We start from the raw sequence: 22,037 nt of genomic DNA, 5'->3' as shown, positions 1-22,037 counted from the left end.
CTGCTCATGTTGAGAGGATCAGACCAGCACCAGGAGCGGGTGCTGCTGGGCATCGGTGGTGGTGTGGTGCTGCTCATCGTTCTGGCCCTAATCGTCGCCATCCTCAACCCGTTCGGTGGACGGGCCAGGGGGCTTTACTCGATTGCGATCACGACGCCGTACATCGGCCAGGGCGTGCAGGAAGGGACGTCGGTCGTCCTGCACGGCGTAAAGGTCGGCGAGGTCACCAACGTCAAGAACACCCCCGGTGGTGAGGTGCGGCTCGCCGCCGACCTTCAGGCCGAACCCACCAGGGGCCTCACGAGTGAGGTGGGCATCGATTACCGGCCCATCAACTATTTCGGCGTGCCGGGCATCAACCTGATTCCGAAGGCCGGCGGCCAAGCCCTCCGCGACGGCAGCCAGCTGACCCTGGTGCCCACAGGAAACTTCACCCTCGCTGAATTGCTCTATCAGCTGGGCGACGTCTCGCAGGCTTCTCTGACACCGCAGCTGGTCGGTGTGATCGATCGCGTGACCCGATACACCGACGGACTCAACCCGTTATTCGAGTCGCTGGTGACGATAACGAGGGCGGTCGAAGCCGTGCAGACCGAACCCACCGAAGAACAGGTCGGCAGACTGGGGTCGGCGCTTATCGCCGTTCCGCCGTTCGCCAATGAGTTGATCATCGGACTCAGGCGAGTCCAGGACTACAGCTACTACCCTGGGCAAACTCGGTCGCCGGCGGAGTCGAGCACCCCGAAGCTCAGCTACCCGTATCTCAAGGATGTGACGGTCCCGAGTCTGGGTGACATACCCAACGAGTACTACGACGAGCACTTCGACAAGTCCCTGGATGCGATTCAAAACGGCCTGTTCAAGTCCGTCGGCAGATTGGTCGCCAGTCACGTCGACGATCTCTACCCACTCATCTCGGGGCTCAAGGCACTGACGGACACCGGGCCCGTCCTGCTGCGCCCACGCGACGTCGCGCAGAAGCTCGCCGAATTGCGCTCGCGCTTCGAGAGGCTCTACGCCGGCAACGGAGATCAGCGCGCAGTTTCGGTCCGGCTCCTACTAGACAGCCTGCCGGGTGTCGCGGCACCGATCGGAATTGCCACGGAGAGGACGCCATGAGTCCAAGAGCAGCCGCATGGCGGATCGGGGTGGCCTTGGGGGTCTCCGTCTTCCTCTTCATCCTGTTGTCGAACACCCTGATCAATCCGGTAGCCGTCGATACGCGGTCATACGTTGCCGAGTACACCGACGCTTCCGGGCTCCATGCCGACGGCGACGTGCGAGTCCGTGGCGTTCGGGTCGGCAAGATCGATTCGGTCAACCTTGCGCGGGCCAACGGACAAAACGTCGCGCAGGTCAAGTTCACCTTGGATCACAAGTACGGCATCGTGAAAGACACGCGGCTGGCCATCAAGTTCCAGGCCTTGACGGGTGTGCGCTACATGGATGTCACGAATCCTGCCGAGGGGTATCGGGACGGCGACCTCATAACGCAGATACCCACATCGATGACCCAGCCGTCGTTCGACGTGACGGCCCTCTTCAATGGTCTGCAGCCGGTGTTGGCCACCTTGAGCCCGGACGAGATAAACACCTTCACCGGCAATGCGGCATCGTTCCTCACCGGCGACGGAAGCGGATTGGCGCCCCTCTTGGACAGCATCCGCAAACTGACCGAGTTCGTGACGGATCGCCAGCAGGTGGTGTCGACGCTGATAAACAACCTGTCTCGCGTCGCCGACGGCATCGGTGGCAATTCTCAACGATTCATTCACATGATCGACCTGCTGAATCAGCCCGTCGACAAGGTCAGCATGATCTTGGACGAGTTTCGCAAGGATTTCTTGTACAGCAAGGATTTCTTCGATCCCGTCGTACGCCTCCTGCACAACGCTGGGTTCAGGAATGGCATCAACGTCGACGACTCACTCGACCGAGCATTCAGCAATCTCGACAACTTCTTTGACGCCTTCAAGTTGGTGCCGGTGATCAACGAGAACATCCCGCCACCGGGTGACGACGGCACCGCCGTGGAGCCGTGTTCGCGCGGCAACTTCCAACTACCGGAGACGATGGACGTGTTGCTGAACGGGCAGCGGGTGGTGCTGTGCAATCGCTGAATTCGAAAGAGGTGCTGCGCAACCCCCTAACCTGGGGGGTAACCGCCATGGTGTTTGCGGTCATCGTCGGCATGATCCTGACGTACGTATACGTCAACCCGCCGGGTAAGGGCCAGTTGGTTTCCTTCTACACCGATGACGCCAATGCGATACGCGCCGGCGACGAGGTGCGGATGGCCGGCATCAAGGTGGGGACGGTCTCCAATCTGAAACTGGAACCGAACCAGGTGCTCGTCACGGCGAAGATCGACGACACCGCCTTCGTCGGCGATCAGTCGCAGATAGACGTGCGGATGCTCACGATCGTGGGTGGTTACTACGTCAATGTCGCTTCGATGGGCAACACGCCCTTGGGCTCAACAATCATTCCGCTGTCGCGCGTGACCATGCCGTACAGCCTGATGCAGACGCTCGTCGACACCACCAAGGTCACCCAGAAGGTCGACACCAAGCCCGTCAACGAATCGCTCAATCAGATCTCGACGGGGTTGACGGGAACGAATGTCCAGGTGGTCGCGGCGACCATCGACGCTGGCAACGCGTTGATGTCGACGGTCGAACGGCAGCGGGGCCAGATCACCAAGATCCTGGATCTCTCTGATGAATACATCACGGCGCTCAATGACTATCGCGACAAGCTCGTGTCGCTCGTCAGGAAACTGTCGATCGTGACCCAAACCCTGGAGATCTACGACAAGGGCTTCTCCGACACGCTGCATGGGCTCGGAGATGTCCTGCAAGCTCTCAAGCCGCTCGGCGATTTCTACGACGGTCACCGGCTGGAGTTCATCGAGAAGGTGCGGGACTTCCTGTACCGAGGGCGATTGTTCGTCGAGCGTAACGGGCTCACCATCCGGGCACTCAAGCGCACGCAGAACTTGTTCGACCGGATCCTCAACGCGCAGAACGCAGACCCGGGACTGTTGGCGACCGACCTGTGCGTGCCGACTCCAGGGAGTGCCTGCTGATGCCTTCGTCATTCTTGCCCCCGTTCCGGCGAGTCTTGCCGGTGTCGGTAGCTCTGGCGGCCGTACTCGGGGGTGCCTCGTGCTCGTCGTCAACCAAGTCGGATGCCGCCGACTACTGCGCGACGATGCCCGACAGCGTCGGGCTGTACGTCGGCAACCCCGTTACCCACTTGGGGTATCCCATCGGGGAGGTCTCGTCCATTACTCCGTCAGCTCAGTCCGTCCGAGTGGACTTCAAAATTGATGGCGGACAAACCATTCCGGCGGATGCCAAGGCAGTCACCAGGTCGACCTCGATCCTGGCGGACAGAGCCCTTGAACTCGTCGGCGACTACGAGAAGAGTGATCACCTACGCCCGGGGAACTGCATCCCCCTCGGCCGGTCGTTGACTCCCAAGACCCTCTCCGAGGTCATCGGAGCGTCGACCAACTTTCTCAACTCGATCAACCCGGCAGGATCGAACAACGTCGGCGATCTCGTGAAAGGCGTCGACGAGGCGGCTCGCAATCAGGGGCCAAACGTCAACCAGCTGCTGGCCACCTCGTCCTCGGTGTTCGATTCTCCCGACCAAGCCATCGGTGACTTGGCTTCCATCACCCGCAACCTCGGGCAGTTGACGGGCACGTTGAACGACCTCAACCCGGCGACGCGGCAGGTATTCGACAACCTGGCGTCTCCGGTCGGGGGCGAGTTGCGCGAAGTTATCCTCGGCGCCGACGACGCCTTCAATGGAATCATCAACATCATCGCTGCGGCACAGGGCATCGAGAAGGAGTTGGGCCCGCAGGTACAGCAATTGCTCGACGCGGTCTCGGTTGTCCTCAGGAAAGCCTCTCCACGCGCCCCGTTCTACGCGAGCCTGCTGAACGTGACGCCGCGCGTGATCAACGGCCTGATCAACATGTCGAACAACCACGACTTCACGTTGCACTACCGGCCGCCGACGTACCGCCTACGCGCGCCTGAGGGCGTCGCTGCGTGCAACATCATGAATGCGTCCCTGCCAGGTAGCTGCGCAAACGTCAAGGGCACGCCCTACGCCGTGGACGTCGCATTGCTTCAGTACGTGCTGACCCAGGCGGCGAACAAGTGAGATTGCGAACCCGGCTGGTCGCCGCCACCGCCGCGACGGCCACCGTCCTCTCGGTCTCGTCCTGCGCGGCCATCAGTGTGGACGCCTTGCCAAAGCCTGGCCCGTCATACGACGACGGATACGACCTGGTCATGCGGTTCGAGAGCGTTCTCAATCTTCCCGAGCGGGCAAAGGTGGTGTTGGACGGGGTAACCGTCGGAGTCGTGTCCCACGTGGCTCTCACTGATCGTGACGTGGACGTGACGGCGCGGATGGCGCACGGTGTCGTGGTTCCCTCCGACATTCACGCCGTGCTGCAGCAAGCGACGGTGCTCGGCGACATCTACGTAGCGCTCGAGCGACCGACGGCGAACGCCACGCAAACGCCGTCAGCGGGAACCGCGCCGGTACCAGCACTCGAAGCCGGTGCAGCCATTCCGGTTTCGCAGACCACGTCCCCGCCGCAGCTGGAAGACACCATTGCCAGCCTGGCGAACTTCGTCTCCAGCGGATCGATTCAGCGGGCCCAGAACACGATCATTCGCCTCAACCGGATCGCACCGCCTACCGACGAGGTGAGGGTTCTGACGGGTCGCATCAAAACCGACCTTTCGGCGCTGGCGGACAACCTCGATTCAGTCGACCAGGCACTCAATGGTTTGGCGGAGACTGCAGCAGTTGCGAACGACCGCACACCGGACTTGCAGTACTTGTTCTCACCGACGGGGCAACGTGGGTGGGAGCACTTCATCGGCGTGGGGAACTACGTGGGCACCGTCCTGCCCGGAATCGGCAGCATCACTCTCGGTGGTTACTGGCTCGTTCCTTTCCTGAATTCGCTGGCGGATTCCGTTGGCGCGCTGCAGGAGTCGAAGGTGGCCGGCGAGACGGAGATACCGAAGTACCGCAGGATCTTCACCGACATGTTCTTGCCAACCGACAAGTATCCGGCCATCAACATCCAGTCGATCATCGGGCCTGACGGTCGGGAGCTATCGGGCAACGTCCAGGAAGTGCTGCGGATCCTAGGGGCTATGCCGTGAACGCGATAAAGATCAAAGACGTCATCTCCTATCTGGTCTTTGCGGTCATCGTCGCGATCGCGCTGTGGTACTTCGGTTCGCTTGGGCTGCGCGTCAGCCCGCCGTCCCACCGAACCAACCTGTCCATGAACGTGCCCGAGATCAACGGTCTGGTTCCCGACTCGAACGTGCTGTTCCGTGGTGTGCCCGTTGGCAAGGTAGTCAAGACCAGCACCAGCATCGACTCGGCATCCATCGACTTCTGGGTTGGGGGCCAGTACGAGGTTCCCGTCGACACCAAGGTGGAACTACAGAACCTGTCGGCGCTCGGCGAGTCCTACATCGAGCTCGTGCCGCGCAGCGAGGGCGGACCGTTTCTGAAGGACAACCAACGCATCTCCACGGAGTCGGTGATGGCGCCGGCGTCGGTCTCCGAATTGGCAACGACCGCTACGCGAATCCTCAATCAGATGGAACCCGGCGCTCTGCAACGCATCATCGCCGAGGGCGATGCCGCCCTACCGGACCCGGTGCGAGTGCTTCCCAACCTGTCTCGGACTACCACGTTGTTCAACAACATGCTCAATAGCCTGAACGGCGAGGGACGCACACTTCTGAGCAACTTCGGAACGCTGATCCGCAACTCGGAGTGGATCAATCCTGATCTCACGGCTTTCACCCCCAATCTGGCGTTACTTGGCTTGTACTGGCAGGACTTCTTCAAGCATCTGCCCATCCTCTTCTCGCGGGACAATCCAGACGGCGTCAGGCAGCTGAAATACCTGTTGGATCGCGTACAGGGCCTTCTGGACAACAACGGCGGCGACCTGAAAGTGCTGGGTGAGGCATTCCAGCCGAAACTCAACACCATCGCGGCGACACTCATGAACTTCGACAGCGGCCAGATTCTGGACAACTTCCTCGACCAGGTACCGGCTGACGGGATGATCACCCTCCGCGTCAGGCCGTGAATCACACGCGCGCAACAGTTTTGCTCTAGGGCACACACCAAGAGAGGTTCGAGATGACCATCAATGACACTGAAGTGCAGGAGACACTCGATTCGGATGCCGCCGAGGCGCGCACGACCGAGTCGAATGCGAACCAGTCAAACGAGACAAACGCAGAGACATCGACCAGCGGGGCGAAGCCGAAGCGTCAATCAAAGTCGGTGTCGGTCAGCCTGCGAGGCCTGATCGTCGGTGGACTGATCGTGGCACTGGTAGCCGCGACGGCGGCAATGGGCTGGCTCTATGTCGATGCGCGCCAGCAACTTACGGCTGAAGCTACCCGAAAGTCCAACGACGCACGAGCCGAGAAGATTGCCCTCGACTATGCGGTCAATGCCGCGACGATGGATTACAAGGACCTGCAGGGTTGGAAGGTCAGACTTGTGGCTGGGACCTCCCCGGAGCTCGGCAAGAAGCTTTCCGAAGCCGGCACCTCCATGGAACAGGTCTTGGTGCCGTTGCAGTGGAGTTCGACCGCACAAGCCTTGGTGGCCAAGGTGAGGTCGAGCACGGGCGGCATCTACGTGGTGGACAGTTTCGTCAGCGTCCAGACCAAGACCGTCCAGGCGCCGGAGGCACTGCAGTCGACGGCGACCTATAGCACCACGATCGACAGCAACGGCAACTGGCAGATCACCGACGTTGGCGGAATCGGCTCTGCCATGGGGCCGAAGTAACGACCCGCGAGCGCTGCGAGAAATGGAGTCACGGTGACGATTCGAGAAACAATCCGACGCGGCGCGGGCGCAGTGGGTTGCGCACTGCTGTGGTCGGCGCTGGTCGTCGTGACGGGACCACCAGCAGGTGCTGATCCTGAGGCCGATCCCGGTGGCGTGGTTCCCCTTCCTTCGCCGCCCTCGGACAGTTCGCTCATCAGGCCGTTGCCCATCGTCGTGCCGACGGCGTCGTCGTGGACGCCCAAATTTCCGTTTCCGTACGACCAGACGAAGAACGCGGTGACGCCCGCCGACATCACGGCGATGAGCGAGATGTGTCAGTGGTACAACGCTCAGTACGCCACGCTGAGATTCCAGATCGACAGGTTGCAGACGAACCGGATCGACGACGTCACCGGCAAGGACTACGACTACACGCGAGACAACATTCAGCAGCAGGTCGACATCGTCACCGGAAACATCGGACAAGCTGTTGACTTCCTGGCGCCGCGGGCCCAGTCGCTGACTCAAGCACGAAACCCGTTCGGCGACAGTTATTTCCCCATCTACGAGGGCGAGGCCTTCTTCAAACTGTGGGAGCAGTTGTCCAACGTCAACAACGGCATCCTGGCCCATCAACCCGACTGGTTCACCGGCCCGTCGGTACAGAAGGCGAAGCGCTGGGGCTCCGACATCCATCGTTCGCATGTGTGCGAAGGATGAAACTCGAATGCGAAAGTGAAGCGACGATGACGACTCGGCGACCTAGGTCAGGCGTGGTGGAAGGCGGCCGGGGCCGCATAGCCCCTCGCCGCCGCGCTCGACTCGGAATGTGCTTTGCCGCAGCCGGACTGACGATTGTCGGCGTCGTCCTTGCGCCCGCGGCATCGGCAGATGCGACCGAAAGCCTGAGGGACGCGGTGGCCGCAGCACGGCCATCGACATGTGGGCCGCTCCGTTCGGACCCGTTGATCGACCAGGTGGCCAAGGAAATCAACGATACGACGGACCGGTACCTCAACTTCGCGGCCCGTGCCGTTCCGGAGACCGACGCGCTGCCGTTGCTGAACGACCTCGGCTACAAGGGCGCCGGCAAGGCACAAATCTTGTCGGGCTCCGCGACCACCGCGGTCTTGTCGATCAAGGGATTGTTACTGCTGGGCTTCTCGACACTGCCCGACTGCTCGTATACCGCCTACGGTGTGGCCACGACGTACAACGCCAGGAAGGACGTGGTCCTAGCCACCGCTGTCCTGGTTGGTTGACCGAGACCCGTTCGGATTACTAGTCGTATCTCATTTCGTTGAAGCCGAAGGAGCCATGTGAAGCGCATTCACCCAAGCGCGGTCGCGATAGCTGTTTGCCTGGCGGGCTTCGCTTACGCACCGACGGCGCACGCCGAGGACACCGTGAGGTATGACATCTTCTCCGACTCGGTCGGGCAACTGGCCGGTGTCGAGTACCGCGACACCGCGGGCAAACACTTGATCGAGGACGTGCCTCTGCCCTGGACGCTGACGGTGCCGGTGGTTGATGCGGAGAGCCCGACCAGCGACGGTGCCGAACTGCGGGCAGACTGGCGACCAAACTTTCGGACGGCTGCAACCGTGGCACGAGTTCTGCAGGGGCACTTCGTAACTGTTCGCATCACGAGAGGAAGCGACGTGCTTTGCGAGAGCATCCTCGATCTAGGCAACGCCACCTGCTATGGCAGTGTGCCGCACACCGCGAAGAACGAATCGTCGCCGGGTAATCTGCCATGACCGGGCGGCTGGAAGGTCCTGCACCACGGCTGGGCCGCTGGCTTGCGGTGTCCGCGTGTGTGAGCGGGCTACTCCTCGCTACGTCGCCCGGGGTGCAGGCAGAGCCAAACACCGGCGATCCGAACAGCCCGTTTCCGACGACCAACCTGATCCTCAACTACTACGGCAGGGTGAAGTACGACGAGTACTTCACCAGTAGTTCTGGTGGCGTGTGGTTTTCAACCCCACTCGGGCTCAATTGCGGTATCTGGGACCGCGGGGCGTTTGCATGCACCGGCGATATCCGCGGCGCACCGCCGGGTACCACGAACATCGGGTGGGTCAGCGGGCAGATCAGGATGCGGTGGGATCCCGGCTTCGCCGTTCTGATGCCGCCGGGCAGGGCGGAGCGGGACCTTCCGCCGCGGACTTACATCGAGTACAACGGGACCCGCTGCGCCACCATGGCCGATACCAGTACGTACTGCCAGCGCGGTCCCTTCAGGTTCTTCGTCACGCCGTCCCGGACCTGGCTCGCCCCGCCGTAGGAAGTCCGCAAGGAGTGGCGAGATAAGTAATTGGCAGACAACGTGTTTCGATTTTTTTGACAGCCGGCGCAACGTGATGGGAGATGTCGTGAACAGCCGAAAGGGGTTGACGGTTGCAGCGCTCGTAGCCGTGGTCGTCAGCGTGGCCGCCGGTCCTCCGGCTCATTCCGAGCCGCTGACTCCACTGACACCTGGCGAACTTCAATACCTCGACCAACTGCGCAAAGTGTTTGCGGCCAAGCACGATCCCTCGGCTTTCCGTAGCGATGGCGAGCTGTTGACCAGGGGTCAATTCGTCTGCGATATGCGCCGCGCTGGTCAAGTCGGGGCCGAAACCACCTTCCAGTCGCCGGCAATCGTCCAGCTGGCGCTCATCTACCTGTGTCCGTAAGGGCAATGCAGCGGGGGAGGTGCCACCGACAGGCCCTGGTGCCCGTGATGCATCCCAGGGGTACCCCTTCCCCGATCGACCCCATTCCCCAAAGAACGGAAATGCAATGCGAATACGCGCGCTGACGACGAGCTTCGTCACGATTGGGGCGACACTCGGGTTCCTGGCCTCGCCCGTGGCGCGTGCAGACGATGCCGAATTCGTGCGGGACGTCCAGGCCATGGGATTCTTGCAGGCGTCCGACAACCTGATTAGTCAAGCGGAATCCGCGTGCTATTTTCTCGTCCGCAAACGGGCTCCCGCTGAGGTGGAAGCCCGCATCGTCCGCTACACCAGGGTCGATCCACCGAGTCAAGCCCACCCTTTTTTGGTGTTGGCCGTCAGGACGTATTGCCCTCAGTTCACTGACCTTGTCGGTCCCTGAGTCGCAGTCATTTGGGTTCGGCCGCGCGGGCAGATCGCCTCAGCGCGGGTCGCGCATTGATAGCGCCATTGACATCGGTGTGCATCAAATTGTGAATGAACCTGTGCTCAAGCGTATTTCAGCGCCACCACTGCTAGTGGGCGGACGCCCGGGCGAAGTGGACGCGTCCAACCTCTACGGACGGTGCGACTCCCCGTCCGGGCAAATGAACTGTGTGGACCGGTCGGAAAAGGTCAGCGCTTGATCGATCGTCCAATCCGGATGCTCCGACTTGACCTTCTGTGCGGCGTCCCAAAGTGCGCCACCGTCTGGCGGCTTCATGAAGCTACAGATGTCGTAACCCTCTTGGATTGCCGTGCGGCCGTTGATCTCGATGCCGTCGAGTTCGAGCTGCTTGAGGAAGTCGCGGGTGTTGGCAGGAGTGGCGTGTGCCTGCGCCGCAAGCACGATCATCACCGGTAGAGCGGCAACCACCGCAAGTTTCCTCCACATATCCACAACCATACGGGTGTTGGCGGCACCACCGGAACGAAAGCAGTCAATGGTTATTTTACTCAGCGATAAATTCTGCGAACGCCGCGCAAAGAATGCCGGCCGGTCAACCGCCGGGTCTTGACAACTGCGTGCTTTGACAACGACTGGCGATGGTTCCTTGCTCCTAGTGGACTGCGGTGCAAGTTAATTCGGCACAATGTGTCAACAACATCCTGGCAACGCGCCGACTACACTCGACAGGCACCCAACTACGGTCGTGCGATCTGCAGTGTCTGAGTCAGGGCATCGAGCGCATCGCGAGCAGCCTCGGAGGCGGCGTGGACCTCGGTGATTCGTGATGCAAGTTCACCACTGCACAGTTCGCGCGCACTTATCGCGGGCACGACGAAATGACGGAATCGCCTGCGGGAGGCGGCTTCTGAGCGGTGGACATCGTCTGCGGCCAGATAGGTCTGTTCCACGATGAAGTCGACGAGTTCGTCGAGCTCCAGGTCGGTGCGGATTTCACCGCTTTCTTGACCGGCGAGCAGTACCTGACCGAGGACGTCGAGGGCGCGCCGTCGCACCCGCGGATCCTGCGCTGACTCGGAATGCCGCGCGATGAGGGCGGCGATTGGGGGATCGGCCGGTAACTCGCGTGCGGAGAAGACCAGCGCCGCTTCAAGCTTCGCGAAGACCCCGACCTTGTTGGCCATGATTTGGTTGAGTACCTCGCGATGGCGGTCCGAGCGCAGAAGAGCTACTTGGATCACCAACTCGGAGATGCCCCCCAGCTGACGAAAGGCGGTGGCACGAGATACCCCTGCTCGCCGGGCCACCGCGTCCATCTGCAGATTGTCCAGACCGAACTCGGTGATCTCATCGTGGGCTGCCTCGATGAGCCGTTGCTTGACGGTGCTCGTCTCTGAAGTGCCCCGGTCTATTACCGCCACGGTGGTCGATGACTCCTCGCCAGGTAGCTCAGCGACCGGCGCCGGCGTTGGTGGGCTCAATCCTGATAAACAACGCGCAAACTCTGATGTGTTGCTGAACCGGGCACTCGATCAGGTCGTCACATAAGTATATTGAGCCGTGCCGTCTCAGATCATAAGTTGGCCCTTCGTGGGTGTCAACGATACGTTGACACGCGCACATCCAATGCCGCTGTGTGGAGCCTGTTCCGCAGCGACCCGTCGGGAATGGGAAGCCAGGTCCCATCAAAGTCCGTGACGGTTCGCTTCTCCCAACGTGATAGGCAATCCACGGTCCCGCCAAAAGGTTTCGCGCACCCCGGAAAAGGGCCGTCGGCTCGAAGTTTCTGACGATTACGGAAGGTCACGGCCTGGCGTCACCGCGAGGCACTGCAGCAGACCCGGGAGCGCAGGCCCGACCTGCTGGCGGACTAACAGGTTATCCACCCCCGCCGCCGGGTATGAAGGGTGGCGTGACTCGTCCAGAAATCGGCGCTCCGCCAGAACCGGCGGCCGCGCAGGTGACGGGCCGGCAACGCAATCTCGTTTTTCTGGCCGTGGTGCTGGGCATGCTGCTCGCGGCTCTCGACCAGACGATCGTGGCCACCGCACTGCCGACCGTCGTCGCCGATCTCGGTGGGGCCGGCCACCAATCCTGGGTCGTGACCAGCTATCTGCTGGCCTCGACGATCGTGACGGCGGTGGTCGGCAAGCTCGGCGACACCTTTGGCCGCAAGGTCGTGTTCCAGGCCGCGATCCTGTTCTTCCTGGCCGGCTCGGTGCTGTGCGGGCTGGCCGGGTCGATGACCATGCTGGTGGGCGCGCGGGCCCTGCAGGGTATCGGCGGCGGCGCCATCACGGTGACGGCCGTGGCGGTCATCGGCGAGGTGATTCCGCTGCGGGAACGCGGCCGGTACCAGGGCGCTCTTGGTGCGGTGTTCGGCGTCACGACTGTGGTGGGGCCGCTGCTCGGCGGGTTGTTCACCGACCATCTCGGCTGGCGGTGGGCGTTCTGGATCAATGTGCCGGTCGCCGTGGTGGTGCTTGCGGTCGCCGCCTGGGCGATCCCGCAGCTGGGCCGCACGTCCCGCCCGGTCATCGACTATCCGGGCATCGTGCTGATCGGGCTCGGCGCGGCCGGGCTGACGCTGGCGACCAGCTGGGGTGGCACCACCTATCCGTGGGGTTCGGCGACGATCATCGGGTTGTTCGTGGGATCGCTGGTGGCGATCGTGGTGTTCGTCGTCGTCGAAAGTCGTGCGGCCGAACCGATCCTGCCGATCCGGTTGTTCAAAGATCCGGTGTTCACGGTGTGTTGCGTGCTGTCGTTCGTCGTCGGCTTCGCCATGCTCGGCGCGCTGACCTTCATGCCGACCTACATGCAGTTCGTCGACGGGGTGTCGGCGACGGTGTCGGGTCTGCACACCTTGCCGATGGTGGTGGGTCTGCTGGCGACCTCGCTGACCAGCGGCGTCATCGTCGGACGGACCGGGCGTTACAAGATCTTCCCGGTCGCGGGCACCGCGATCATGGCGGTCGGATTCGTCCTGCTGTCGTTCATGGACGCCCACACCTCGGTGCTGGTGCAGTCTCTTGACCTGCTGATCCTGGGTGCCGGCATCGGGCTGAGCATGCAGGTGCTCGTGCTGACCGTGCAGAACACCGTCGACTTCACCGACCTCGGCGTCGCCACCTCCGGTGTCACGTTCTTCCGCACCATCGGCAGTTCGTTCGGCGCGGCGATCTTCGGCTCGCTGTTCAGCAACTTCCTGGCCGACCGGCTGCCCGCGGCACTGGCCGTCAGTGGCGCCTCGCCCGAGGTCGCGCAGTCCCCGCAGGCCTTGCACAAGCTGTCCCACGAGGTCGCCGCGCCGATTGTCGAGGCCTACGCCGACTCGTTGAGCAAGGTGTTCCTGTTCGCCGCGCCGGTCGCCGTCGTCGGCTTCGTTCTCGCGTTGTTCCTCAAGCAGGTTCCGCTGCGCGACGCCGCGGCGATGGGCAGCACCGACCTCGGCGAGGGGTTCGGGATGCCGACCACCGAGCCAGCCGAGAAGGTGCTCGAGGTGGCGGTCAGCCGACTGCTGCGGGAAAACCGCGGCCAGCACCTGCCGGCTTTGGCGCGGGCGGGCGGCACCCGCCTCGACGTCCCATTGATGTGGGCGGCGCTGCGGATTTACCGGCATGCGCAGGTGGCAGGCACGGCAGACCTCAGCGTCGTGGCCGCCCACCACCGAGTACCGGTCGAGATCTTGGAGCCGACGTTCGATCGGCTGGTCGCGAGCGGCTACGCCCAGCGCAGCGGCGATCAGCTGTGGCTCACCCCGGCCGGCGCAGCGGAGGTGAACCATGCCCGCAACATGCTCGCGAGTTGGATCACCGACACCCTCACCCGCTCACCGGCTTTCGAGGGCCGACCCGACCGGATGCAAGTCCAGGGCGCGATCGAACGCATTGCGCGCGACGTGCTGGCAGACAACGACGGCGGCGCCGAGCAGTACACCCGGCCGATGGTGCTCGGTCCGCAGCGCACCGCGGCCAGCGCGACCGCGCCGACCACTCGTCTGCAGATGGGGCCGGCAATCGCGGAGGACAACGTACCGACCCGGCCGTTCCGGGCCCGCGCCGAATTCCGTGAGCGGCCGCCGGGGCCGCCGCGGCGCTAGCGGGTCAGACCCGCCCGCCGGGGAACATCGTCTTGACGGCCTGCGTCAGCGTCGCGCGCGCGGTGGCGTCGTCGACCGGCTGCAGTGAGGCCATGGCCATCACGAAGCGATGGTCGGCCCCGATCACGCCGGTGGTCATGTGCAGCCAGTTGCCGCCGTTCCAGCAGCACATCCAACCTTGTTTGACCGCAACGGGTTCCGCGAACAGCCCGTCAGGAATGCCGAAACGCTGCGGGTAGCCGTCGACTCCGGTGGGGGTCGACTTCGACAGGTCGCCCAGAATGAGGGCGGCCTGATCGGCGGGCAGCCCACCTGCGCCGTCGAGCAGCATGTCGTAGTAGCGCACCAGGTCGCCGGTGGTGCTCATGGTGTTCCACCAGTTGCCGTCGTAGGGCGCGCTGGTTGATCCCAGGCCGTATCGCGAGCTCACCCGGCCGACGATCGAACTGCCGCCGCCCTCGCCCCAGAACACTTCGGCCGCGCTGTCGTCGGACGAGCGCAACATCACATCGAAGGACTGGCGCTCTTCTGGGGTCATCTGACGCTGGCCCTTGGCCACCTGAAGCAGCAGATCGTCGGCGATGAACAGTTTGCTCACCGATGCGATCGGGAAGGGCGCGCCGTCGCCGCCGGAGATCGTCCGGCCGGTGTTGCGGTCGAGCACCGTGAAGCTGATGTCGGCGCCGTCTTTGGCTGCCTCCGATGCCGCCGCCTTGGCGCGGACATCCAGGCCGATCGTCGCATCGGGCGGGGCGTCGGCCAGCGGGCCCATCGCGGGCGCCTGGGCAATCGCGTTCGGGTCGGCGGAGAGCAGATTCACGGGCCGGGCGGATCGGTCGTTGGGGCCGGCACTGACCTGAGCGGAGGACGCGGCGACCAGCACGCCGATCAGTGCCGCTGCAGTGCCGGTGACCAGCACCGACAGATGCCGTCGCATGTCCATCTCCTCGAGGGCCTGGGGAAACGCCATAATGTTGGGTGCTGCGCTGCCGCCCGACCGTAATTCAGGTTAACCGTACCTTTTCTACACCGCGCGGTTAGCTAGCCGAATCATTCTGTTACCCCGGCGGGTCGTGCGATTTCACTGCTCGCGGTGCATCTGGCACAATTGAGCAGTTGCCGCGCGGGCTGGACTGGATTCTTCCGCCTGCTGCGCCAAACACCACGTGCCCGAATCCATCGGCCCGGCGACCGCCAGCGCGTTTGCGCAGGTGAGTTGGCTGCGCCGCGAACTACAAGGAAGTGTCACCGATGAACACGCTGGACTTCGTCGACCAGGCGTCGCTGCGCGACGACATCCCGACCTTCAGCCCCGGGGACACCATCAATGTCCACGTGAAGGTCATCGAGGGCAACAAGCAGCGCATCCAGGTCTTCAAGGGTGTTGTGCTGCGCCGCTCCGGCGGTGGCATCCGCGAGACCTTCACCGTGCGCAAGGAAAGCTACGGCGTCGGCGTCGAGCGCACCTTCCCGGTGCATTCGCCCAACATCGACCACCTCGAGGTCGTCACCCGCGGTGACGTGCGTCGCGCCAAGCTGTACTACCTGCGCGAGCTGCGTGGCAAGAAGGCGAAGATCAAGGAGAAGCGCTGAGCTTCGAGTGTGGGCGGCACTGACCAGTCAGCTCGTCTGACTACGCTAACGACGTGACCGACAAACCCGGCTCGGACGACGCCACTCCGGAATCCGTCACTGCGACGGACGCTCCGGGCGACACCACCGCTGACGACGCCCCTGAGAAGGGCGAAAAGAAGCGGTCAGCCCTCAAAGAGGGCGCGATCCTCGTCGCGATCGCGCTGGTTCTGTACTACGTGATGCTGACGTTCATCGCGCGTCCGTACCTGATTCCGTCGGAATCGATGGAGCCCACGCTGCACGGCTGTGCCGGCTGCGTCGGCGACCGCATCATGGTCGACAAGGTCACCTACCGGTTCAGCGAGCCGAGCCCCGGTGACGTCATCGTCTTCAAGGGCCCGCCGAACTGGAATGTGGGCTACAAGTCCATCCGCTCGGAGAACACGGCGGTCCGCTACCTCGAGAACGCGCTTTCGGTGGTCGGATTCGTGCCGCCGGACGAGAACGACCTGGTGAAGCGCGTCATCGCGACCGGCGGCCAGACCGTGCAGTGTCGTGCTGACACCGGACTGACCGTGGACGGCAAGCCGCTCAAGGAGCCCTACCTCAACGCGCAGACCATGAATGCCGACCCGCTGGTGTACCCGTGCCTGGGCAATGAGTTCGGCCCGGTCAAGGTGCCCGACGGCCGGCTGTGGGTGATGGGCGACAACCGCACCCATTCGGCCGACTCGCGTGCGCACTGCACCAGCACCCCCGAGGACGCGCAGAAGGGCATCCTGTGCACCGGTGACCCGATGGCCGGCACCGTTCCGGTGGACAACGTCATCGGCAAGGCGCGGTTCATCGCGTGGCCGCCCTCTCGCTGGGGTGGTGTGTCTTCGGTCAACCCGCAGCAGGGCTGACCGTGCCGGCGATGACGTGGCCGCCGCGGACGGTGATCCGCAAATCGTCGGGACTGCGCACGCTTGAATCCGCTTTGTACCGAAGCGGTTTGGGGCCGGTGGCGGGGGTCGACGAGGTGGGTCGCGGGGCCTGCGCGGGCCCGTTGGTGGTGGCAGCGTGTGTGCTCAGCCCGAATCGCCTCGAGAGCCTGGCGGCGCTGGACGACTCCAAGAAGCTCAACGAGGCAGAACGGGAGCGGCTGTTCCCGATCATCAAGCGCTACGCGCTGGCCTATCACGTGGTGTTCATCCCGGCCCCCGAGGTAGACCGCAGGGGAGTGCACGTGGCCAACATCGAGGGGATGCGCCGGGCGGTGGCGGGTCTGTCGGTACGGCCGGGGTATGTGCTGTCCGACGGCTTCCGGGTGCCGGGGCTGCCGATGCCGTCGTTGCCGGTGATCGGCGGGGATGCGGCGGCGGCGTGTATCGCGGCGGCCAGCGTGCTGGCCAAGGTCAGCCGTGACCGGCTGATGGTGGCGATGGACTCCGAACATCCCGGATACGGATTCGCCGGGCACAAGGGGTACAGCACCCCGGCGCACAGCGCGGCGCTGAACAGCCTCGGTCCGTGCCGTCAGCACCGGTTTTCTTACATCAATGTTCGGCGGGTGGCCGGTGTCGGTGGGACCGAGATGGTGGTCGAGTGCCCACCAGTCGCACGCGAGGACACGCTGTGAGTCAAGATGGATACCGATGAAACGACAAGAGGACCGCTGAGCCGATGAGTGCCGAAGATCTCGAAAAGTACGAGACCGAGATGGAGCTCTCGCTGTACCGCGAATACAAGGACATCGTGGGGCAGTTCAGCTACGTCGTGGAGACAGAGCGCCGCTTCTATCTGGCCAACAGTGTGGAGCTGGTACCGCGCAACACCGACGGCGAGGTCTACTTCGAGCTGCGCCTGACCGATGCCTGGGTGTGGGACATGTACCGCCCGGCCAGGTTCGTCAAGCAGGTCCGGGTGATCACCTTCAAGGACGTCAACATCGAAGAGGTCGAGAAGCCCGAACTGCGGCTGCCCGAATAAACGTCTCGGTAGCGACTTCCGGTCTAGCACAACATATTTGCACAGGTAACCTATCCGCGTACTGCACGCGCCTGATCACGTACGCTTCCGGTGATGGGGTGGTTACAGGTCGGGGCGGCGAGTGCGGTTGTGGGTCTGTTCGTCGCGGGATGTTCGTCCGATCAACCCCAGGCGCAGCCGACCTCGACGGCGGACAGCGTCGTGGCGTCGGCGCCGGACAAGCCCGCCCACCTGGTGGGCGATCAGAATGCCATCACCTTCGATTTCATCTACCCCGACGGCGACGGCCACTGGACCGATGAGGCCAAAGCGGCGCTGAACGACGCCGCCGATACCGTCGCGTCCTACCTCGTGGTTCCCAAACCCGTCACCCTCACCTACAAGATCGCCGACGACAACGAGCCGAGCCACCTCGCGCAGGCGTCCAGCGATCGGATCGACGACGAGTCACCCGGCTACTTCCGCACGGTGGTTCAGCAGAAGCTGATCACCGGCGAGGACGCCAACGCCGCCTTGCCCGACGGGGACATCGACGTGAACTGGAACTCCAACTGGGCCTTGGGTGACGACGTGGCCAAGGACGACGGCGACGCGCAGGCCCCGGACGATTTCAAGGCGACGATCATGCATGAGTTGGTGCACACGCTGGGCTTCGACACCAACGTGCAGGGCCCGGGGTCGCCACCGGTGAAGAACCGACCCACCTTCGACGAGTTCATCGTCAACGCCGACGGCGCGAAGGTGATCAAGGACGACTACACGTTCGACACCGCCTTCGACCCGAATCTCACCGGTGGCAACGGCGGATTGTTCTTCGGCGGCCCGAACGCGATGGCTGCCTACGACGGGAAGCCGGTGCCGCTTCTCACGGATCCCACGTGGAGCGTCAGCAATGTGACGCATCTGGATGGCCATGTCTTCACCGGCCAGAACAAGAAGTTGATGAATCCCGGTGACGACGGCGACGGAGCGGAAGCGCGCGTCCTGAGCCCGGTCGAGCTCGGCATCCTCGAGGATCTCGGATACACGGTCGCCCCGCACTAGTTGCGGTCAGCGCAGCGACGCGTCAATGGCCTCGGCCGACAAGATCTTGTCCAAAACCAGTGCCGCACTGCCGATATTGCCTGCCTTGTCGCCGTAGGTGGACGGCACGACGTGCAGGTGGCGGGTGGCCAGCGCGGTTGCGTTGCCGTACAACGTTTCCCGCAGGCCGGCGACGAAGAAGTCGTAGGCGCCCGACATGTCGCCGCCGACGACGAGAACCTCGGGGTTGAGCAGGTTCACCGCGGGAGCGATCACTTCACCGACGTGGCGGCCGCTCTCGCGGAGCAGCTGACGAACCTCGCCGTCACCGTGGTTGGCCAGCTCGACGACGTCGCGGATGTGGTTGACCGAGCGGCCCTGCTCTTGCAGGGTGCGCACAAGTGCCCACCCGCCGGCGATGGCTTCCAGGCAGCCGGTGTCTCCGCAGCGGCACGGAATGCCTTCGGCCGCAGCGGTTTTGTTGTGGCCGAACTCGCCGGCCGCGCCCAGCGCGCCGCGCTGCAGGATGCCGCCGGACACGATGCCGGCCCCAAGGCCGGTGGACGCCTTGATGAGCAGTAGGTCGTCGTGGACTTTCAGAGGGCCGCGGCGTTCGGAGAGGGCCTGGACGTTGGTGTCATTCTCGAGCACGACCGGTGCCGACGTCAGCTTGCGGAAGTAGGGCTCCAGGGGAACACCGTCCCAGCCGCTCATCACCGGTGAGGCCAGGCTGCAGCCGCGCTGCTGGTCGACGGTGCCCGGTAGCGACACTCCGACCCCGAGGACATCGCGGGCGGGCCGTCCGGTTTCGTCGAGCAGCACTTCGAGGCGCTTGGCCAGGTCGGGCATCAGGTCGTCGGGGCCGATGCGAATCTCGGAGTCCATATCGGTCAGCGCGTGGATGTCGCCGGCGAGGTTGCAGACCGCCAGGCGGGTGCGACTGCGGCCGATGGCTGCCGAGAGGACCACCCCGGCTTCGGCATTGAATCGGACCAGCGCCGGCGGGCGCCCGCCGGTCGACGGGCCTTCCTCGCCTTCGGAGACCAGTCCGCGGCGGCCCAGGGCGGCAATACGGCTTCCGACGGCAGTCCTGGACAGTCCGGTCAGCTCGCGAACTTCGGTGCGGGTGGTGGCGACGCCGTCGCGGATGAGCGCGAAAACTTCCCCCGCCGTAGCGGGGGCGGCAGAACGCCTGGTGACCGGCATCTTTCCATTGAACCAAGATCTATCGCCGATCAAAAGTAATGGAGATGCGTGTCACTTTGACCGTATTTAGACAAAAGTCGGTTGGAGGAGCGGCCTAAGTGGCGCTAGAGTCGTGGGCAGGGATCAGACGCTGCACTGCGGCAGCACACCGCCACCGCACAGAAAGGCGACATCCCCGTGACTCTCACCTCTCGGCCCGCCACCCCGGCGGCGTCACCCGCGATGTGCCCGACCCGGTCAGGACTCGGCATCCTGGCTCTGGCGCTGGGTTCGTTCGGCATCGGCACCAATGAGTTCGTCGCGATGGGGCTGCTCCCTGAGATCGCCGGCGGCTTTCGCATCTCCGAGCCAACCGCGGGCCACGTCATCTCCGCCTACGCACTCGGCGTGGTGCTCGGCGCGCCGCTGCTGGCCGCGATGACGGCCAAGTTCAACCGCAAGGTCGTACTGATGAGCCTGATGGCGCTGTTTGCCGTCGGCAACGTGGCCACCGTGCTGGCACCCAACTATCCGGTCCTGATCGGGGCACGATTCCTCGCAGGCCTTCCGCACGGCGCGTACTTCGGTGTGGCCGCGCTGGTGGCCGCCCAACTGCTCGGCCCCGAGCGGCGGGCCAAAGCCGTCGCGCAGGTGATGACCGGGCTGACCGTGGCGACGGTCGTCGGGGTTCCGCTGGCATCCTGGCTGGGCCAATTGCTCGGCTGGCGAAGCGCATTCGCGTTGGTGGTGATCATCGGGCTGATGACGTTGGTGGCGATCTGGATCTGGCTGCCGGACGTCGCCCCGGGGTATGCCACCAGCACGCGTGCCGAACTGGGGGCGCTGCGGCGTCCGCAGGTGTGGCTGGCGCTGCTGATCGGAATGGTCGGCTTCGGTGGCATGTTCGCCGTCTATACCTACATCGCCACCACGCTGACCGGCGTGGCGGGAGTTTCGAAGTCCTGGGTTCCGTTGGGGTTGATGGTCTTTGGTGTCGGCATGGTGGTCGGCAACTTCGCCGGCGGCCGGATGGCCGACCGGTCGGTGATCCGCGGCCTCTACATTTCGATGACGTCGCTGGCGGTGGTGCTGGCGATCTTCGTTGCCGCCGCGCACAACCCGTATACGGCCATGCTGGTCTTGTTCGGCATCGGTGCCAGCGGAGCGGCGATCGCCCCCGCGTTGCAGACCCGGCTGATGGACGTGGCCGCCGAGGCGCAGACGCTGGCCGCGGCGTTGAATCACTCGGCTTTGAATATCGCGAATGCGTCGGGCGCGTGGATCGGCGGGCTGGTGATCGCGCTCGGCTACGGGTACACCGCACCGGCCGCGGCAGGCGCCGTACTGGCTGTTATCGGGCTCGTGGTGCTCACCGTGTCGGTGGCACTGCAACGTCGTTCGCCGGCGGTGCTCTCATGATCCGGTTCTTGGTGGCTCTTCTTCGGCGGCGCGATCCGCTGTGTGTCGATCTGTATTTGCCTGCCCGACAACGGGTGACGATCGTCCTGGGAGAGCGGGCGGTCCGACGGGAGGTCATCTGATGACCGACCATGTGGTCTTCCGTTACGACCCCGAACATCAGCCGGAGATCGCGTTCCGGGGTGTTCCGAGTGGATGTGCCGGGGGTGCCAACACTCTCGCTGAGGCGCGTGCGGCGTACCGGACCTGCCTGTCCTCCCGGCTGCATGTGGACCGGCGCTCGCTGCCGCCTGTCGTCGAGCACATCGAGGGCCTGGTGTGTGGCATGTGGGTGCGCACCAAAGTCGGTGCGGTGCATCGGGATAAATCCAGCGATCGGATGCTGTTGCAGATCCTGCTGGCCGAGCGGGCCGGGCTGCGCGACGAGGTGGCGCGGTTGACTACTGCGGGAGTTCAGCCGGTCGTAGTGCTGGCCGAACCGGATCAGCTGCTGGAGGCCGTGCTGGATCAGATGTCTTCGCGGGACACGCTTCTGGTCGCCCATTCCGACGGCGACGGCTCGGTGGGCTGGGGCGTGTTGTACGGATCTGAATCCGTTGGTGGCCAAGCTGTTCCGCCTGCAGTCGACGACACCGCGTTCCGGGTGACCCCGGTGTCAGCCTTCACCCAGACATGCATCGGTGGCCGGGTGGTGCAGCGTCGGCCTGCTGCTGGGATCGCGTCATGACGCCGCTGCTCGAAAACGGGGTTGGCAGTGCGGTGTCGGGGAACACTGATTCCGAGGATGTGCTCGAAGGGAGGG

At 63.9% G+C, this 22,037-nt stretch carries 25 protein-coding genes; 21 read left to right on the top strand and 4 right to left on the bottom strand.

Annotated elements, in window-relative coordinates; genetic code table 11:
- Window positions 1–6: 6 nt before the first annotated feature.
- The 13 genes from EV580_RS04235 (at window position 7) to EV580_RS34460 (ending at window position 9,954) form a co-directional block, all read left to right on the top strand.
- Complete coding sequence (locus tag EV580_RS04235; protein WP_133689859.1) at window positions 7–1,119, top strand: MlaD family protein; 1,113 nt, start codon at window positions 7–9, stop codon at window positions 1,117–1,119.
- On the top strand, window positions 1,116–2,120 hold the full coding sequence (locus EV580_RS04230) for an MlaD family protein (protein WP_133689858.1): 1,005 nt from the start codon (window positions 1,116–1,118) through the stop codon (window positions 2,118–2,120). Before EV580_RS04235 ends, EV580_RS04230 begins: the two co-directional genes overlap by 4 nt.
- Before the next feature lie 47 nt (window positions 2,121–2,167).
- The gene (locus EV580_RS04225; protein WP_133691034.1) at window positions 2,168–3,088 is read left to right on the top strand and encodes an MlaD family protein; all 921 of its coding nucleotides are present in this window, start codon (window positions 2,168–2,170) and stop codon (window positions 3,086–3,088) included.
- A gap of 125 nt (window positions 3,089–3,213) precedes the next feature.
- Window positions 3,214–4,182 carry an MlaD family protein gene (locus EV580_RS04220; RefSeq protein ID WP_286171442.1) on the top strand — a complete coding sequence of 323 codons (969 nt, stop codon included), beginning with the start codon at window positions 3,214–3,216 and terminating at the stop codon, window positions 4,180–4,182.
- Window positions 4,179–5,204, top strand: a complete 1,026-nt coding sequence (locus EV580_RS04215; RefSeq protein WP_286171441.1) for an MlaD family protein — start codon at window positions 4,179–4,181, stop codon at window positions 5,202–5,204. Before EV580_RS04220 ends, EV580_RS04215 begins: the two co-directional genes overlap by 4 nt.
- Window positions 5,201–6,154 carry an MlaD family protein gene (locus tag EV580_RS04210; RefSeq protein WP_133689857.1) on the top strand — a complete coding sequence of 318 codons (954 nt, stop codon included), beginning with the start codon at window positions 5,201–5,203 and terminating at the stop codon, window positions 6,152–6,154. The genes EV580_RS04215 and EV580_RS04210 overlap by 4 nt, the downstream gene beginning before the upstream one ends.
- 53 nt (window positions 6,155–6,207) lie before the next feature.
- Entirely contained in the window at window positions 6,208–6,870 is a 663-nt protein-coding gene (locus tag EV580_RS04205) for a hypothetical protein (RefSeq protein WP_133689856.1), read from the top strand.
- Window positions 6,871–6,903: 33 nt separating this feature from the next.
- Window positions 6,904–7,572, top strand: a complete 669-nt coding sequence (locus EV580_RS04200) for a hypothetical protein (protein WP_286171440.1) — start codon at window positions 6,904–6,906, stop codon at window positions 7,570–7,572.
- Window positions 7,573–7,679: 107 nt separating this feature from the next.
- Complete coding sequence (locus tag EV580_RS04195; RefSeq protein ID WP_133689855.1) at window positions 7,680–8,114, top strand: hypothetical protein; 435 nt, start codon at window positions 7,680–7,682, stop codon at window positions 8,112–8,114.
- Between the two features lie 57 nt (window positions 8,115–8,171).
- Window positions 8,172–8,612, top strand: a complete 441-nt coding sequence (locus EV580_RS04190) for a hypothetical protein (protein WP_133689854.1) — start codon at window positions 8,172–8,174, stop codon at window positions 8,610–8,612.
- A 92-nt stretch (window positions 8,613–8,704) separates the two neighbouring features.
- On the top strand, window positions 8,705–9,139 hold the full coding sequence (locus EV580_RS04185; protein WP_286171439.1) for a hypothetical protein: 435 nt from the start codon (window positions 8,705–8,707) through the stop codon (window positions 9,137–9,139).
- Window positions 9,140–9,227: 88 nt separating this feature from the next.
- Window positions 9,228–9,530, top strand: a complete 303-nt coding sequence (locus EV580_RS04180) for a hypothetical protein (protein ID WP_166654580.1) — start codon at window positions 9,228–9,230, stop codon at window positions 9,528–9,530.
- A 106-nt stretch (window positions 9,531–9,636) separates the two neighbouring features.
- Window positions 9,637–9,954 carry a DUF732 domain-containing protein gene (locus EV580_RS34460; protein ID WP_133689852.1) on the top strand — a complete coding sequence of 106 codons (318 nt, stop codon included), beginning with the start codon at window positions 9,637–9,639 and terminating at the stop codon, window positions 9,952–9,954.
- 174 nt (window positions 9,955–10,128) lie between these two features.
- Here the strand turns inward: EV580_RS34460 and EV580_RS04170 are convergent, their stop codons facing one another.
- On the bottom strand, window positions 10,129–10,446 hold the full coding sequence (locus tag EV580_RS04170; protein ID WP_166654579.1) for a DUF732 domain-containing protein: 318 nt from the start codon (window positions 10,444–10,446) through the stop codon (window positions 10,129–10,131).
- A 251-nt stretch (window positions 10,447–10,697) separates the two neighbouring features.
- Window positions 10,698–11,381 (bottom strand): TetR/AcrR family transcriptional regulator, encoded by a 684-nt coding sequence (locus tag EV580_RS04165; protein WP_166654578.1) that lies wholly within the window; start codon window positions 11,379–11,381, stop codon window positions 10,698–10,700.
- A gap of 479 nt (window positions 11,382–11,860) precedes the next feature.
- Here EV580_RS04165 and EV580_RS04160 point away from each other — a divergent pair, with 479 nt between their 5' ends.
- The gene (locus tag EV580_RS04160; RefSeq protein ID WP_133689849.1) at window positions 11,861–14,062 is read left to right on the top strand and encodes an MDR family MFS transporter; all 2,202 of its coding nucleotides are present in this window, start codon (window positions 11,861–11,863) and stop codon (window positions 14,060–14,062) included.
- A gap of 4 nt (window positions 14,063–14,066) precedes the next feature.
- Here the strand turns inward: EV580_RS04160 and EV580_RS04155 are convergent, their stop codons facing one another.
- Window positions 14,067–14,999, bottom strand: a complete 933-nt coding sequence (locus EV580_RS04155) for a serine hydrolase (RefSeq protein ID WP_133689848.1) — start codon at window positions 14,997–14,999, stop codon at window positions 14,067–14,069.
- A gap of 314 nt (window positions 15,000–15,313) precedes the next feature.
- Between EV580_RS04155 and rplS the strand changes: the two genes are divergently transcribed.
- The 5 genes from rplS (at window position 15,314) to EV580_RS04130 (ending at window position 18,652) form a co-directional block, all read left to right on the top strand.
- A complete protein-coding gene (rplS, locus tag EV580_RS04150; RefSeq protein ID WP_133689847.1) occupies window positions 15,314–15,655 on the top strand; it encodes a 50S ribosomal protein L19 in 342 nt (113 codons plus the stop codon).
- A 53-nt stretch (window positions 15,656–15,708) separates the two neighbouring features.
- Window positions 15,709–16,542: a signal peptidase I gene (gene lepB, locus EV580_RS04145; protein ID WP_133689846.1), complete on the top strand. Its 834-nt coding sequence runs from the start codon at window positions 15,709–15,711 to the stop codon at window positions 16,540–16,542.
- 11 nt (window positions 16,543–16,553) lie between these two features.
- Window positions 16,554–17,258, top strand: coding sequence for a ribonuclease HII (locus EV580_RS04140; protein WP_166654577.1), 705 nt, complete (start codon window positions 16,554–16,556; stop codon window positions 17,256–17,258).
- Between the two features lie 44 nt (window positions 17,259–17,302).
- Window positions 17,303–17,608 (top strand): DUF2469 domain-containing protein, encoded by a 306-nt coding sequence (locus EV580_RS04135; protein ID WP_071946215.1) that lies wholly within the window; start codon window positions 17,303–17,305, stop codon window positions 17,606–17,608.
- A gap of 93 nt (window positions 17,609–17,701) precedes the next feature.
- Window positions 17,702–18,652: a hypothetical protein gene (locus tag EV580_RS04130; protein WP_133689845.1), complete on the top strand. Its 951-nt coding sequence runs from the start codon at window positions 17,702–17,704 to the stop codon at window positions 18,650–18,652.
- A gap of 6 nt (window positions 18,653–18,658) precedes the next feature.
- Here the strand turns inward: EV580_RS04130 and EV580_RS04125 are convergent, their stop codons facing one another.
- Window positions 18,659–19,837 carry an ROK family protein gene (locus tag EV580_RS04125; protein ID WP_133689844.1) on the bottom strand — a complete coding sequence of 393 codons (1,179 nt, stop codon included), beginning with the start codon at window positions 19,835–19,837 and terminating at the stop codon, window positions 18,659–18,661.
- A 222-nt stretch (window positions 19,838–20,059) separates the two neighbouring features.
- Between EV580_RS04125 and EV580_RS04120 the strand changes: the two genes are divergently transcribed.
- Together EV580_RS04120 and EV580_RS04115 are read left to right on the top strand one after the other, a co-directional pair.
- Window positions 20,060–21,235 carry an MFS transporter gene (locus EV580_RS04120; protein WP_221220487.1) on the top strand — a complete coding sequence of 392 codons (1,176 nt, stop codon included), beginning with the start codon at window positions 20,060–20,062 and terminating at the stop codon, window positions 21,233–21,235.
- A gap of 121 nt (window positions 21,236–21,356) precedes the next feature.
- Window positions 21,357–21,962 carry a hypothetical protein gene (locus tag EV580_RS04115; protein ID WP_133689842.1) on the top strand — a complete coding sequence of 202 codons (606 nt, stop codon included), beginning with the start codon at window positions 21,357–21,359 and terminating at the stop codon, window positions 21,960–21,962.
- The last annotated feature ends 75 nt before the right edge of the window (window positions 21,963–22,037 follow it).

Source organism: Mycobacterium sp. BK086 (assembly GCA_004362315.1).
Lineage (GTDB): Bacteria > Actinomycetota > Actinomycetes > Mycobacteriales > Mycobacteriaceae > Mycobacterium.
The sequence above is the reverse complement of the archived record's forward strand: the minus strand, read 5'-3'. Positions and strand labels throughout refer to the sequence as shown.

Excerpts from the sequence above, each read along its gene's own strand:
- EV580_RS04120 (WP_221220487.1), top strand. The coding sequence starts at position 20,060 with ATGTGCCCGACCCGGTCAGGACTCGGCATCCTGGCTCTGGCGCTGGGT.
- EV580_RS04170 (WP_166654579.1), bottom strand. The coding sequence starts at position 10,446 with ATGTGGAGGAAACTTGCGGTGGTTGCCGCTCTACCGGTGATGATCGTG.
- EV580_RS04140 (WP_166654577.1), top strand. The coding sequence starts at position 16,554 with ATGACGTGGCCGCCGCGGACGGTGATCCGCAAATCGTCGGGACTGCGC.
- EV580_RS04195 (WP_133689855.1), top strand. The coding sequence starts at position 7,680 with ATGTGCTTTGCCGCAGCCGGACTGACGATTGTCGGCGTCGTCCTTGCG.
- EV580_RS04230 (WP_133689858.1), top strand. The coding sequence starts at position 1,116 with ATGAGTCCAAGAGCAGCCGCATGGCGGATCGGGGTGGCCTTGGGGGTC.
- EV580_RS34460 (WP_133689852.1), top strand. The coding sequence starts at position 9,637 with ATGCGAATACGCGCGCTGACGACGAGCTTCGTCACGATTGGGGCGACA.
- EV580_RS04155 (WP_133689848.1), bottom strand. The coding sequence starts at position 14,999 with ATGCGACGGCATCTGTCGGTGCTGGTCACCGGCACTGCAGCGGCACTG.
- EV580_RS04225 (WP_133691034.1), top strand. The coding sequence starts at position 2,168 with ATGGTGTTTGCGGTCATCGTCGGCATGATCCTGACGTACGTATACGTC.
- EV580_RS04130 (WP_133689845.1), top strand. The coding sequence starts at position 17,702 with ATGGGGTGGTTACAGGTCGGGGCGGCGAGTGCGGTTGTGGGTCTGTTC.
- EV580_RS04205 (WP_133689856.1), top strand. The coding sequence starts at position 6,208 with ATGACCATCAATGACACTGAAGTGCAGGAGACACTCGATTCGGATGCC.
- rplS (WP_133689847.1), top strand. The coding sequence starts at position 15,314 with ATGAACACGCTGGACTTCGTCGACCAGGCGTCGCTGCGCGACGACATC.
- EV580_RS04235 (WP_133689859.1), top strand. The coding sequence starts at position 7 with ATGTTGAGAGGATCAGACCAGCACCAGGAGCGGGTGCTGCTGGGCATC.
- EV580_RS04160 (WP_133689849.1), top strand. The coding sequence starts at position 11,861 with ATGAAGGGTGGCGTGACTCGTCCAGAAATCGGCGCTCCGCCAGAACCG.
- EV580_RS04220 (WP_286171442.1), top strand. The coding sequence starts at position 3,214 with ATGCCCGACAGCGTCGGGCTGTACGTCGGCAACCCCGTTACCCACTTG.
- EV580_RS04135 (WP_071946215.1), top strand. The coding sequence starts at position 17,303 with ATGAGTGCCGAAGATCTCGAAAAGTACGAGACCGAGATGGAGCTCTCG.
- EV580_RS04115 (WP_133689842.1), top strand. The coding sequence starts at position 21,357 with ATGACCGACCATGTGGTCTTCCGTTACGACCCCGAACATCAGCCGGAG.
- EV580_RS04125 (WP_133689844.1), bottom strand. The coding sequence starts at position 19,837 with ATGCCGGTCACCAGGCGTTCTGCCGCCCCCGCTACGGCGGGGGAAGTT.